Annotated in this window: 12 protein-coding genes; 4 read left to right on the plus strand and 8 right to left on the minus strand. The window is 71.3% G+C overall.

The window, feature by feature from the left end; translation table 11 throughout:
- Positions 1-232: 232 nt before the first annotated feature.
- Together Voc01_RS33780 and Voc01_RS33785 are read left to right on the plus strand one after the other, a co-directional pair.
- A complete protein-coding gene (locus tag Voc01_RS33780; RefSeq protein WP_239160659.1) occupies positions 233-796 on the plus strand; it encodes an EXLDI protein in 564 nt (187 codons plus the stop codon).
- A 9-nt stretch (positions 797-805) separates the two neighbouring features.
- The gene (locus Voc01_RS33785; protein ID WP_203931701.1) at positions 806-1762 is read left to right on the plus strand and encodes an ABC transporter ATP-binding protein; all 957 of its coding nucleotides are present in this window, start codon (positions 806-808) and stop codon (positions 1760-1762) included.
- 30 nt (positions 1763-1792) lie between these two features.
- Here the strand turns inward: Voc01_RS33785 and Voc01_RS33790 are convergent, their stop codons facing one another.
- The 6 genes from Voc01_RS33790 to Voc01_RS33815 form a co-directional block, all read right to left on the minus strand.
- Positions 1793-2956 (minus strand): Hsp70 family protein, encoded by a 1164-nt coding sequence (locus Voc01_RS33790; protein ID WP_203931702.1) that lies wholly within the window; start codon positions 2954-2956, stop codon positions 1793-1795.
- 153 nt (positions 2957-3109) lie between these two features.
- Complete coding sequence (locus tag Voc01_RS33795) at positions 3110-3553, minus strand: GNAT family N-acetyltransferase (protein WP_203931703.1); 444 nt, start codon at positions 3551-3553, stop codon at positions 3110-3112.
- The gene (locus tag Voc01_RS33800; protein ID WP_203931704.1) at positions 3550-4614 is read right to left on the minus strand and encodes a LacI family DNA-binding transcriptional regulator; all 1065 of its coding nucleotides are present in this window, start codon (positions 4612-4614) and stop codon (positions 3550-3552) included. The genes Voc01_RS33795 and Voc01_RS33800 overlap by 4 nt, the downstream gene beginning before the upstream one ends.
- A 64-nt stretch (positions 4615-4678) precedes the next feature.
- Positions 4679-5578, minus strand: coding sequence for a carbohydrate ABC transporter permease (locus tag Voc01_RS33805; RefSeq protein ID WP_203931705.1), 900 nt, complete (start codon positions 5576-5578; stop codon positions 4679-4681).
- Between the two features lie 61 nt (positions 5579-5639).
- Positions 5640-6545 (minus strand): carbohydrate ABC transporter permease, encoded by a 906-nt coding sequence (locus Voc01_RS33810; protein ID WP_203931706.1) that lies wholly within the window; start codon positions 6543-6545, stop codon positions 5640-5642.
- Positions 6542-7858 carry an extracellular solute-binding protein gene (locus Voc01_RS33815; protein ID WP_203931707.1) on the minus strand — a complete coding sequence of 439 codons (1317 nt, stop codon included), beginning with the start codon at positions 7856-7858 and terminating at the stop codon, positions 6542-6544. The genes Voc01_RS33810 and Voc01_RS33815 overlap by 4 nt, the downstream gene beginning before the upstream one ends.
- A gap of 220 nt (positions 7859-8078) precedes the next feature.
- On the opposite strand from Voc01_RS33815, the gene Voc01_RS33820 reads away from it, so the two are divergent.
- Together Voc01_RS33820 and Voc01_RS33825 are read left to right on the plus strand one after the other, a co-directional pair.
- Positions 8079-9674, plus strand: coding sequence for a glycoside hydrolase family 43 protein (locus tag Voc01_RS33820; RefSeq protein ID WP_203931708.1), 1596 nt, complete (start codon positions 8079-8081; stop codon positions 9672-9674).
- Positions 9675-9802: 128 nt separating this feature from the next.
- Positions 9803-10555 (plus strand): S1 family peptidase, encoded by a 753-nt coding sequence (locus tag Voc01_RS33825; RefSeq protein ID WP_239160660.1) that lies wholly within the window; start codon positions 9803-9805, stop codon positions 10553-10555.
- Between the two features lie 42 nt (positions 10556-10597).
- Here the strand turns inward: Voc01_RS33825 and Voc01_RS33830 are convergent, their stop codons facing one another.
- Together Voc01_RS33830 and Voc01_RS33835 are read right to left on the minus strand one after the other, a co-directional pair.
- Positions 10598-11122, minus strand: coding sequence for a GrpB family protein (locus Voc01_RS33830; RefSeq protein WP_203931710.1), 525 nt, complete (start codon positions 11120-11122; stop codon positions 10598-10600).
- 9 nt (positions 11123-11131) lie between these two features.
- The gene (locus tag Voc01_RS33835; RefSeq protein ID WP_203931711.1) at positions 11132-12598 is read right to left on the minus strand and encodes a sensor domain-containing diguanylate cyclase; all 1467 of its coding nucleotides are present in this window, start codon (positions 12596-12598) and stop codon (positions 11132-11134) included.
- Positions 12599-12629 lie beyond the last annotated feature (31 nt).

Raw genomic sequence — 12629 nt, forward strand, 5'->3', positions numbered from 1 at the left:
GAACGCACAGTGACACACCACGCTCCGGTCGCCGACGCGCGGGGCCGGTACGAGCTCCGCGGCCTCGGCCCGTACCGGCTGGCCGGTGGAGTTCGTCGCGCCGCTGCCGTACGCCCCAGTGGTCGGGCGGCGCGTCCAACCGGATCGACTCCTGACGGGAAGGGCGACCACCGCGGTGGTCACCCTTCTTCGGGTCTGGCGCTATACGTATCTGTATACGTATAGTCCCGGCATGGTCGAGGGGAGCGTGCGGGAGGATGTCGCCATGCCGAACAAGACGATCTACGTCTCCGACGACGACATGCCGCTCCTGCGCCGCGCGCAGGAACTCGCCGGCGGCAACCTGTCCGCCGCGATCACCACCGCGGTGCGCCGGTACGTCGAGACCGAGGAGGGCAAGCGGGAGGGGTTCGACGAGATCGTCGTGCGGGTGGGTACCGGTACCGGGCGCCAGGTGCGGTTCACCGGGGTGCTGCTCGGGGAGTGGGGCCGGTCGACCCTGCACAAGGTGGAGACGTACCGCGTCTACCGGTCGCGCGGGGGGAAGTTCGTGGTGCACGCCGAGGACTCCGGCGGCTACCAGGACACCGGCCCCGACGCGGACAAGTGGAACACGGGGTGGCGGGCCTGGGTGGGCAACTGGAGCCCGAACCAGACCTGGACGGTCACCCCCGCCGAGCGCACGCTGCGCGTCGCGGAGAGCCTCGACGAGCTTCGCGGGCTGGTGCCGGCCGAGATCTACGACCTGGTCGCCGAGGCGGCCGACAAGCCCGACATCGAGGACCTCGACATCTGAGGAGGCCTCATGACCGTCCCCTCGATCTCCGTCGTCGGGCTGCGCGCGTCGTTCGGCGGCGCGCCGGTGCTCGACGGTCTCGACCTCACGGTTGCTCCCGGCACCGTCTTCGCCCTGCTCGGGCCGAGCGGCGCCGGCAAGACCACCCTGGTGCGCATCCTGTCGACGCTCGTCGCCGCCGACGCGGGCGAGGTCCGCGTCGGCGGGCACGACCCGGCCCGCGACCCGCGCGCGGTGCGCGCGCTGATCGGCGTCACCGGCCGGTTCCCGGCCGTCGACACGCGGCTGACCGGCGCGGAGAACCTCATGCTGATGGCGCGCCTGTGCCACCTCGGCCGGGCCACCGCACACCGCCGCACCGCCGACCTGGTCGTCCGGTTCGGGCTGCGGGACGTCGCGTCGAGGCCCGCGCGGACCTGGCCCGCCGGCGCGCTGCGCAAGCTCGACCTCGCGATGACGCTCGTCGGTGACCCGCGCGTCGTCCTGCTCGACGAGCCGACCGCCGGGCTCGACGCGCGCGCCCGGCACGACGTGTGGCTCGCCGTCCGGAACCTGGTGCGCGGCGGCGCCACCGTGCTGCTCACCACGCGGTCCCTCGACGAGGCCGACCACGTCGCCGACCGCGTCGGGGTGCTCGACCGCGGCCGGCTCCTGGTCGAGGGCACACCGAGCGAGCTGAAGCGGCTGGTTCCCGGTGGGCACGTCAGCCTGCGGTTCGCCGACCCGGTGGCGCTGGCGGTGGCGACCATCGAGCTCGACACCGCGTTCCCGCGGCTCACCCGCGACGACGAGACGTTCACGCTGCGCGTCCCGAGCGACGCCGCGACGCGGTCGCTGCGCGACATGCTCGACCGGCTCGACCGTGCCGGTGTCGAGGTCGAGAGCCTGGAGCTGCACCGGCCCGACCTCGACGACGTGCTCCACGCCCTCCGGGAGCCGGCATGCACGCCGTCGCCGACGCGGTGACGACGGTCCCGGCCGGCTGGTGCGTCGCGATCAGCCTCGGAAGCCCGCGGTGGGCCCGTCGCCCCGACGCCCGCCGCCCGGCCGGGTGACCGCGCGGGCGAGCCGTGACAACCACGGCCGGTTCGCCGGCCCCGGCTGCGGACCCACGGGCGCCGGCGTCGGCCGCGACCCGGGCAGCGCCGCGCCGCGGGCCACCACCAGGTCGGGCCGGTCGACGAGCGTCGGCGCCACCCCGAACGCGTTGTGCAGCAACAGGGCGGCGAGTGGGATACGGCTCGACCCGCCGATGAGGAACACCGCCGCCAGCCGGCTCGCGGGCGGTCCGGCGGCCACCAGCGCGGCCCGGGTCGCCGCGACCGTGCGGTCGAGGATCGGCCGGGCGACCGCCTCCAGCTGCTGCCGGTTCAGCGGCACCGCCCGGTCGAGCAGCCGCACGGTGGTCGCCGTGTCGCGCGACAGCCGCTCCTTGGCCGCGCGCACGCGGTCCAGGAGAAGTCTTTTCGGGGTCTGGCCGTGCTCCTCGCCCGCGGCCGTGAGATGCGCGGCGATCGCGGCGTCGAGGGCCTCGCCGCCGGCGTCGGGCACCTCCTCGGAGGCCAGCTGCGTGAAACCGTGCGGGGTGCGGCGCAGCACCGTGGCGTCGAACGCGCCGGCACCCAGGTCGTAGACGACGGTGGTGCGGCCGACCGGCACCGCGCAGGGATGCACCGAGCTGATGAACCGGGCGGCGGCGATGGGCTCCGGCAGCAGCATCGGATCGGTGACCCCGAGCCGGCGCGCCGCTTCGACCAGCACCATCCGCCGGTCGGGGCCCCAACCGGCGGGGAACGTGAGCACCACCCGCCCGGGCTCGCGGCCGGTCAGCCCGCGCGTCTCCTCCAAGGTCCGGCCCAGCACGGCCGCGACGAGCTCCTCCGCGGCGTAGTCCCGGTGGCCGAGAGTGACCGAGTCGCCGCCGATCCGCCGCTTCGGTGCCGGCTCGTAGCGGTCGGGATGGGTGTCGGCGAGGTCGCGGGCGTCGCGCCCGGTCGCGAGCCGTCCACCGGAGACCGCGCACACGCCCGACGGCAGCAGCGGGTCACCGTCGAACTCCACGGTGACGGTGCCGCCGTCGGGCCGCCGCACGACGGCGCTGGTACTGGCCGTTCCGAGGTCGACGGACAGAACGTCGGTCGACGCCGCACTCAGACCCACAGCTGTTACCCCTTCGGGGATCCGCGCCGGTCCGGCAGCATCGCCGGTCTCTTGTAACGGGACACGTCGGCACGGACCGTCCGTTTCCCTCCCCGTCCAGTGAGAAATCTCAACGCGGCTCCGTGGAGCCGACGACGGTTACGGTACGTATCCCTATGAGGTGTCGAGTCGGAGCCGGTAGGCGTTCGTCTCGCGAAGGTCGAAACCATAGGACCGGTACAGCCGGTTCGCGGCCTCCCGCGCCGGCCGCGACGTGAGGTCGATCCACTGCGCACCGGCACTCCGCGCCAGCCGTTCGGCCTCGCGCAGCAGCGCCGCACCGACGCCGTGCCCGCGCGCGGCGCCGTCGACCACCACGTCTTCGATGAGCGCCCGGGCGCGCGTCGGAGTGGAGAACGTGACGAGCGTGAGGGTGCCGACGATCTCTCCGCCGACCCGCGCGACGAGCAGGTCGACGCCCGGGCGCCCGACGAGGTCCTCGACCAGCCGGTGGTCGGGCGCGGGCGCGCCCGCCGACAGCTGGGGAACCAGGCGGACCAGCGCGTCGACCACCTCCGCCGTGGCCGCGCCGACCCGCTCGACGCCGACGCCGGTCACGAACCGGCCGCGGATCCGACGCCCGGCAGGCTGATCACCGCCGGTTCGGCGGTCACGCCCGAAGTGCTCGACCGCACCACGAGGCTCGTCGACAGCTCGACCCGCAGGGTGTCGAGCTCCTCGCCGTTGATCAGCGTGAGCAGCATCCGGGTGCCCATGCCGGCCATCTCCAGCAGCGGCTGACGCACCGTGGTGAGCGGCGGGATGCCCCACCGCGCCTCCTCCAGGTCGTCGAACCCGACGATGCTCATGTCGTCGGGCACCCGCAGCCCGCGTTCGTACAGCGCCTCGTAGGCGCCGAGCGCCATCTGGTCGGCGCACACGAAGATGGCCGTCGGCGGCTTCGCCTGGCTCAGCAGCACCTCGGTCTCGCGGTAGCCGGTGGGGCTGAGGAAGTCGCCGGTGCGCACGTACCCGGCGGGGATCTTCAACCCGGCCGCGTTCATCGCGGCGCGGTACCCGTCGACGCGGGCGCGGCTGCACAGCACGTCGGTGGGTCCGCCGATCACCGCGATGCGCTTGTGCCCGAGGCTGATCAGGTGCTCGGTGGCGGCGACGCCGCCGGCCCAGTTGGTGGCGCCGACCGACGGCACACCGGGCGCCGGCGCACCGGCCGGATCGACGATGACCACCGGGATGCCGAGCTCGTCGAGCTGTGCCTGCTGGGCGGCCGACAGTTCGCTGAGCACCAGCAGCACGCCGTCGGACCGCCGTGCGGCGAGCTGTTCGAGCCAGCGCCGGTCGGGACGGGTGCGCTTGCGCCCGTGCACCGCCGACACGACGACCCCGGTGTCGGCGCGGTGCGCCACCTCCTCGACCCCGGCCAGGATCTCCATCGCCCACGGGCTGCCGAGGTCGATGAACACGAGATCGATGAGCCCGACCCGGTCTCGCGTGCGGGCCCGGGGCGGGCTGTAGTTGCGGACGCGCAGCACCTCTTCGACGCGTCGCCGGGTCGCCGGCGAAACGTCCGGACGCCCATTCACTACTTTCGACACCGTGGGTACGGACACCCCCGCGGCGGCCGCGACCTCGGCCATCGTGGCGCGGCGGTCGTTCATGTGGCGGGTCCTCCCGACGGCAGGTCTTCCAACACAGCGCAGTGTATCGCGAAACTTTCGGCACTCAGCCTTTCGTGGCCCCGGACGTGAGGCCACCGATGAGGTGACGCTCGGCGACCGCGTAGAAGGCCAACGACGGCACCATGGCGAGCACGACGTACGCCAGGATCCGCGCCGTGTCGGACGCGTACTGGCCCTGGAACTGCTGAACGCCGATCGGCAGCGTCCACCAGCTCTGGTCGTTGAACACCACCAGCGGCAGCATGAAGTTGTTCCAGCTGGCCACCAGCGCGAGCACCGAGACGGTGGCCAGCGCCGGCCGTGACATCGGCAGCAGGATGCGCCAGAAGAACCCGAACGGCGTGCATCCGTCGAGCGTCGCCGACTCCTCGATCTCGCCCGGAATGTTCCGGAAGAACCCGCGCAGGATGATGATCGTCACCGGCAGCCCGAACGCGGCCTGCGGCAGGATCACCCCGAGCGGGTTGTCGAGCAGTTCCATCTCGCGCAGCAGCACGTACAACGGCAGGATCGCCACCGCGAACGGGAACATGAGCCCGATCGTGAAGAAGGTGAAGAGCAGTTCCCGGCCGCGGAAAGCGAACCGGGCGAACACGAACGCCGCCATCGCCGAGACCATCACCACCAGGACCGTGGTGGCTATCGCGATGACGGTGCTGTTGAACAGCGGCCGCCAGAAGTTCTCCGAGCCGAGAATGTCGGTGTAGTTGTCCCACACCCACGGCTTCGGCAGCCCGAACGGGTTCGAGGTCAGCTGCCCGTTGTCCTTGAAGCCACCGAGCACCCCGAACAGCACCGGCACGACGATCGTCAGACCGACCACGATCGAGACCACGTGCAAGGGGACGGTGCGCAGCCGGCTCGGTTGCTTGCCGGCCCTGTGCGGCGCCCGCGGCTGCACAGCGGGCCCGCGTGTCGGTGGTGCTTCCCGAGTCGTCGTCATCCGTGCCTCCGCAATCCCGCACAAGGTCCGCGCGACGAGCGCTTCCGCTTCGCTACAGCACTCATCGCGCGGCTCCCATGACCGTCATCGCGCCCTCAAGGTCACGGCGCAGCACGAACCGCTGATACAGCAACGCGAACACCAGGCTGATGAGGAACATCGCCACGCTGATCGCGCTCGCGTAGCCGACCTCGAAGCGCCGGAACCCGTTCTGGAACATGGTGACGGCCAACGTCTCCGAGGCGTGGATCGGGCCGCCGCCGGTGAGGATCCACACCATGTCGAACAGCTGGATCGCGCCGATGATCGACAGGAAGATGCTGATCCGGATCGTCGGACCGAGCAGCGGCAGCGTGATGTAGCGGAACACCTGCCACGCGCCGGCGCCGTCGGTGCGGGCCGCGTCGTCGAGCTCCGGCGGGATGCTCTGCCGGGCGGCCAAGTAGAGGATCATGTGGAAACCGAAGTACTTCCAGCTGATCACGAAGAACAGGGCCAGCAGCACCGTCGACGTGTTGCCAAGCCAGGCCTGCCCCTCGACGTTCACCACGGCCAGGAGCCTGTTCACCAACCCGCTCTCGGGCGAGAGAATCATCGTGAACAGCACGCCGGTGATGACCTCGCTCAGCACGTACGGGGCGAAGAACACCACCCGGTAGACGCTGCGCATGCGGATCTTCTGGTTCACCAGCAACGCCAGCGCGAGCGAGAACGGCAGCTGGATCGCCAGCGACAGCACGATGAGGATCAGGCCCCGCTCCAGGTCGCCCAGGAACACCTCGTCGGTGAGCAGCCGCACGAAGTTGTCGAACCCGATGAACGTGGTGGGCAGCCCACCGAAGCCGTTCCACTCGAAGAAACTGGTGTAGAGGCCCAGCAGGATCGGGCCGAGCACCAGGCTGCCGAAAAGGAGCAGTGCTGGCGCCAGGAACAGCGCCAGCACGGCCCGTTGACTTCGAGTCCTCACTTGGCGGCCTTGGCGATGTCCTCCGCCACCTTCTGCGGGGTGGCCTGCCCTGCCACGAGGGCCGCCACGCTGTCGTTGACCGTCTGGCCCAGCGCGGGCTTGTACGCCTGGTCGAGGTAGAGCTGGAAGCCCGACGCGCTCTTGGCCGTCTCCTGGACCTTCTTGAGGTTGGGATCCGTGATCGCCACCTCCGCGCCCGCCGTCACCGGGAGCACGCCGCCACCGGCGGTGGACTTCTTCTGGCTCTCGACCGACAGCAGGAACTCCAGGAAGGCCATCGTCTTCGAGGGGGCGTTGCGCCCGACCGCGTAGCCGTTACCGCCACCGAACACCTCGTCGGGCTTGCCCCGGCCACCTTCGAGCGAGGGGAACGGGAAGAAGCCGAGCTTGTCGCCGATGCCCTGCTTGGTGGTGGAGTAGGCGGCCTGGGTGGGCGGGGCCCACTGGCCCATCAGCTCCATCGCGGCCTTGCCGTTGCCCATGATGGCGGCCTGACCGTCGTTGGTGGAGTACTTGGCACCGAGGAAACCGGGCTGGAACGGCTGGAGGTCGACGAGCTGCTTGAGCTTCTCGCCGGCGGTCACGAAGTCGGGCCCGTCGAAGGCGCCCGACTTCGCCGCCTCGGCGAAGGCGGCCACGCCTCCCTGCCGGATCACCAGGTACGACCAGTAGAAGTGGGCCGGCCACTTCTCGGCACCGGCCAACGCGATCGGCACGGTGCCGGAGGCCTTGAGCTTCCTGACCGTGTCGAGCAGCTCGCCCCAGGTGGCGGGCGGCGCGCTGATGTTCGCCTTGGCGAAGAGGTCCTTGTTGTACCAGAAGCCGACCATGCCGACATCGAACGGGACGCCGTACTGCTTGCCGCCGACCTGGTAGAGCTTGGCGCCGTTCGGGACGATCTGCTTGATCCAGTCGCCCTTGAGCTCCTTCACGAGGCCCGCCTGCTGCTGCTGTTCGAGCACGCCGCCGCCCCACGAGTGGAACAGGTCCGGCGGGTTGCCGGCCTGCGTGGCGGGGAGCAGCTTGGCCTTGAAGGCCTCGTTCTCCAGCGGGGTGACCTCGATCTTCACGCCGGGGTTCGCGGCCTCGAACTCCTTGGCCAGGTTGGCGTTGATCGTGAGGCCCGGGTCGGTGTTCGCGATGTGCCACCAGGTGATCGTCTGGTTGCCGCCGGAGTCGCCCCCGCCCTCGTCGTCGTCGCCACAGGCGGCGAGCAGCGGGGCACCGGCGGCGATGCCGGCACCGAGGCCGGCGGCACGGAGGAGTGATCGGCGTGAGGCGCGGCCGCGTTCGCCGAAGGAGTGGGTGGTCATGAGCGTCCCTTCCAGGGGTGAGGGGCGATCTTGAAGTTGGGTGGGAGGTCGATCATCTCGAAAGATTTCCGAAAGAAAGGCAATCGGTGTCGGGCACGTTACGACGCTTGTGAGCGCCGGGTCAAGGCCTCCCGCACAACGATGCAGGGCGCTAGTGTGGTGCCGCGTCCACGCACATGCGATCGCGAGCTCGAAATATTTCGAAACTAGGGGGACCGACATGATCCGGAATCCGGTGCTGCCGGGATTCAACCCGGACCCCTCGATCCTCCGGGTCGGGGCCGACTATTACATCGCGACATCGACGTTCGAGTGGTACCCCGGTGTACGCATACACCACTCGACCGATCTGGTGACCTGGCGGGCGCTGGGTGGGGTGCTCACCGAGAAGCGGCTGCTGGATCTCACCAACGCCGACGACTCGTGCGGCGTGTGGGCGCCGGATCTGTCCTATGTGGACGGTACGTGGTATCTGCTGTACACCGACGTGGCCAGCTTCGCCAGCGGCTACTGGGATCCGCAGAACTACCTGATCACCGCGTCCGACCTCGCGGGGCCGTGGAGCGACCCGGTGGTGCTGCACGCCCGCGGCTTCGACTCGTCGCTGTACCACGAGGGCGACGACACCTGGATGCTCTCGATGACCGCCGACTGGCGGCCCGGCCGCAACCGGTTCGCCGGCATCCAGATCCAGCGCTACGACCGGGAATCGCAGCGGCTGGTGGGTGAGGAACGCATGATCTTCGAGGGCACGGAGGTCGGCGTCACCGAGGGTCCGCACGTCTACCGGCGCGACGGCTGGTACTACCTCGTCACCGCCGAGGGCGGCACGAGCTGGGAGCACCAGATCACCGTGGCGCGGTCGCGGTCGCTGTTCGGGCCGTACGAGACCGACCCGTCGGGGCCGATGCTCACCTCGCACGGCCACCCGGAACTGGCGCTGCAGAAGGCCGGCCACGGCAGCCTGGTGTCCACACCGGACGGTCGGTGGTACCTGGCGCATCTCGCCGCCCGCCCGTACTCGCCGCTCGGCCCGTGCGTCCTCGGCAGGGAGACCGCGATTCAGGCCGTCGACTGGCCGGAGGGCGGCTGGCCGCGCGTCGACGGGGGAGTGCCGGCCGAAACCGTGCTCCCACCGTCTCCTGTGGACAGTGCACAGGAGACGGACGGCGTCGACCACGACGGCTTCGACAGCCCGACGCTCGGCCCGGAGTGGTCGACGCTGCGACGGCCCGCGACCCCCGACTGGGCCGACCTCGCCGCGCGCCCGTCGCACCTGAGGCTCCACGGTGGACAGTCGCCGGTCGGCCGGCAGCGGCCGAGCCTGGTGGCCCGCCGCGTCACCGCTCCGGTCTGCTCGCTGGAGACCGAGGTCGAGTTCACGCCGGCCACGTACCGGCAGCTCGCCGGCATCACGGCGTACTACAACACGCGGAACTGGCACTACGCCTACGTCACCGCCGACGACGACGGGCGGGCCTTCCTGGAGGTGCTCACCGACGACTCCGGCCGGCTGACCCAGTACCCCGAGTGCCGCGTCGACGTCACCGGCGTGTCGAAGCTGCGGCTGCGCGTCTCGTTCGACGGACCCGACCTGCGGTTCGCGTACGCGCTGCCCGGCGGGGAGTGGCAGGAGCTTCCGGCGAAGCTCGACGCCACGATCCTCTCCGACGAGCACGCCGCGCGGATCGTCGACGGCGAGCCCGAGGCGTGGGGCTTCACCGGCGCGTTCGTGGGTCTGTGGGTGCAGGACCTGGGCGCCGACGGTGGATACGCCGACTTCGACTCCGCGACGTACCGGACCGGCCCCTTATAACACGATTCGGTCTCGGTACGTGACCCGCCCCCCGCTTCGTCGCGTCGTGTATTGGTAAGAGGCAACACGATGTCGATCAATAGACGGGGAGGGACCCGCGTATGCGGAAAAGATCGATCGTCCGGTTGGTGACCCTGCTTCTCGTGCCGCTGGCAGCACTCGGTGCGGGCGTGGTGGCCGCCACCAACGCGAACGCGATCGCCAACGGGGAGGTGGTACCGGAGGGCCGGTACCGCTTCTCCGTCAAGCTGACGATGACCGGCATTCCCACCGCCGACGGAGGACGGCGTAACAGCGCCTGTTCGGGCGCGCTCATCGCACCGCAGTGGGTGCTCACGGCCGGCCACTGCTTCCGCACGTTCGACGGCACCCGGGTCGAGTACCCGGTGGCCGACCTCACCACCGCGACGGTCGGCCGCGCCGACCTGGGCGGCACCAACGGGGTCGTGCGCACGGTGGTGGCGGTGCGGCAGTCGCCGACCAACGACGTGTCGCTGGCCAAGCTCGACCAGCCGGTCACCGGGATCCAGCCGCTCGAGATCAGCCGGACGGCACCCGACGTGGGCGACACGGTGCGGCTCACCGGCTACGGCTCGGTGACCAGCACCAATCCGACCCCGTCGACGCTGCTGCGCACCGGCCAGCTGACGGTCAGCGAGGTGACCACCTCGACGTACCTGATGACCGGGTTCTCGCCGCAGCCCGACACCACCCCGTGCCCGTACGACTCGGGTGGTCCGTACTTCGTCGAGAGCCGTCACCGCGCCCCACGCGTGGTCGCGGTGGTGAGCTTCGGCCCGTCGTGTCCGCACACGGCGCAGGAGACCGCCGCACGGGTCGACAACATCCGCGCCTGGATCTGGACCGCGATCCACGCCTGACGAACACCCGGCGCCGGACTCTCCACTGTGGAGGGTCCGGCGTCACTCCTCCCAGACGGGAACGGGTTCGAGGCCGCGCCGGGTACGCGCGACGTCCATCATCTCCTGGATGAGCGCGGTCTTCGCGCGTGTGTACGCGTCGCCGGTGATGCCTCTCGCGGCCAGGTCGCGCTTCAGGTTCGCGTACCGCGCCAGATCGGTCGGCGTCTCGAGCAGGTGGTCGCGCAGGATCCGTTCGTTGCGCCCGTCCCACGAGTCGACGGGCACCAGGTGCAGGTGGTACGCCACGGGCCGGCCCTCGCGCCGGTAGAACAACCGCCCCGGCATCCCGGTGTCGACCAGCACGTAGCCGAGCCCGGTGAGGGCCGGCTCGCGATCGGTCGCGGCAGGCAGGTCGCGCACCGCGGCCATCAGGTCGATGACCGGCTTGGCGGCCAGCCCCGGCACCGACGTGCTCCCGATGTGCTCGATCGCGACGACCACCCCGTCGAGTGCCGCCGCCACCTCGTCGACGGCGGCGGCGGCGAACCCCGGCCACGCCGGGTCGTACTCATGCACCAGGCCCACCGCGACAACCTAGCGCCAGGCCGGCACGTCCGGCAGATGCACCTCGTACGAGTGCGACCCGCGGCGCTTGGCCCGGTACATCGCCGTGTCGGCGTGGGTGAGCAGGGCCGCCGCGTCCGTGGTCAGGTCGTCGGTGACCGCGATGCCGACACTCGCCCGCACCCGCAGCGTGTGGTCCGCGAACCGCACCGGCCGTTCCAGCTCGACCAGCAGCCGCTCGGCGACGGCCACCGCCCGGTCGATCGTGCCGACCCCGGGCAGCACGACCCCGAACTCGTCGCCGCCGAGGCGTCCGACGACGTCGGACCCGAGCACGTCCGACCCGAGCACGTCCGACCCGAGCACGCTCCGCCGCAGCATCCCGGCCGCCGCGACGATCGCGGCGTCGCCGGCGCCGTGGCCGAACGTGTCGTTGATGGCCTTCAGGCCGTCGAGGTCCACGAGGAGCACCGCGGTCGGACCGGCGGCGAACGTCCGGCGCAGGTCACGCAGGAACGCCGTCCGGTTGAGGACGCCGGTCAGCGCGTCGTGGTTGGCCTCGAAGTTCAGCCGGTCGGTCGTGGCCCGCCGCTCGGTGATGTCGCGGAGGTTCGCCACCAGCCCGTCGACGGCCGGGTTGCGGGTCAGGTTCCGCAGCGTCGCCTCGACCCACCGGACCGTGCCGTCGGAGTGCCGCAGGCGGACCTCGCACCGGTGCCGGCCACCCGGGTCGGCGCTGGCCGCGGCGAACACCGCCTCGGCGATGGGCAGGTCGTCGTCGACGAGCCAGTCGCGGAAGCGGCCACCGGCCAGGTCTGCCGGCTCCACCCCGGTGAGGACGCGCACGGCCGGGCTCACGTACCGGACCGAGCCGTCGGTGTCGAGCAGCGCGATCACGTCACCCGAGTCCTGGACCAGCGCCCGGAAGCGCTCCTCGCTGACGAGGACCGCGGCCTCGGCGGCCTCGCGCTGCTCCCCGAGCACACCGACGACCCGGATCAGCGCCACCGACACGAACGCGCCGAACACGCCGGCGACCTGCGCCAGCCCGGCCGGCAGGTAGCTGTGCACCCAGCCGAGGGCGGTCGCGGCCTGGCCGGCGCCCAGGCAGACCACCGTGCCCACCAGAGCCGGCCGCCAGACGCGGGCCTCCGACACCCGCAACTGCAGCACCGTGACGCCGACGAACGCGAACGACAGCAGCGGCCCCCATCCGATGAGGTAGAAGCTCGCCGTGACCGTGGCGAGCATCAGCGCGAGCCGCGGCCAGGCCCGCCGGCGCAGGTCGCCGCCGGCCAGCCGCAGCTGGACGGCCGGCTGTTCGAGCACCGCGGCCAGCGCGACGAGTGGCAGCGCCCACCGGACGTGGGGGCCGGCCCGGTCCAGGGCGTGCAGGACCAGGACGGCACCGAGGAACGCCAGCCCTTCCAGGCTGTGGCCGACGGTCCGCGCCACCGCCGGGACGGACGGTGGACCTCCCACGCCGAGCCTCGCCATGCGACCTCCCGCCCCGGTGCGTCCCCGGACG

Origin of the sequence: Virgisporangium ochraceum (assembly GCF_016863655.1) — a bacterium.
Lineage (GTDB): Bacteria > Actinomycetota > Actinomycetes > Mycobacteriales > Micromonosporaceae > Virgisporangium > Virgisporangium ochraceum.

Coding starts and splice junctions, on each gene's coding strand:
- Voc01_RS33835 (WP_203931711.1), bottom strand. CDS start 12,598: ATGGCGAGGCTCGGCGTGGGAGGTCCACCGTCCGTCCCGGCGGTGGCG.
- Voc01_RS33815 (WP_203931707.1), bottom strand. CDS start 7,858: ATGACCACCCACTCCTTCGGCGAACGCGGCCGCGCCTCACGCCGATCA.
- Voc01_RS33780 (WP_239160659.1), top strand. CDS start 233: ATGGTCGAGGGGAGCGTGCGGGAGGATGTCGCCATGCCGAACAAGACG.
- Voc01_RS33785 (WP_203931701.1), top strand. CDS start 806: ATGACCGTCCCCTCGATCTCCGTCGTCGGGCTGCGCGCGTCGTTCGGC.
- Voc01_RS33805 (WP_203931705.1), bottom strand. CDS start 5,578: ATGACGACGACTCGGGAAGCACCACCGACACGCGGGCCCGCTGTGCAG.
- Voc01_RS33800 (WP_203931704.1), bottom strand. CDS start 4,614: ATGAACGACCGCCGCGCCACGATGGCCGAGGTCGCGGCCGCCGCGGGG.
- Voc01_RS33820 (WP_203931708.1), top strand. CDS start 8,079: ATGATCCGGAATCCGGTGCTGCCGGGATTCAACCCGGACCCCTCGATC.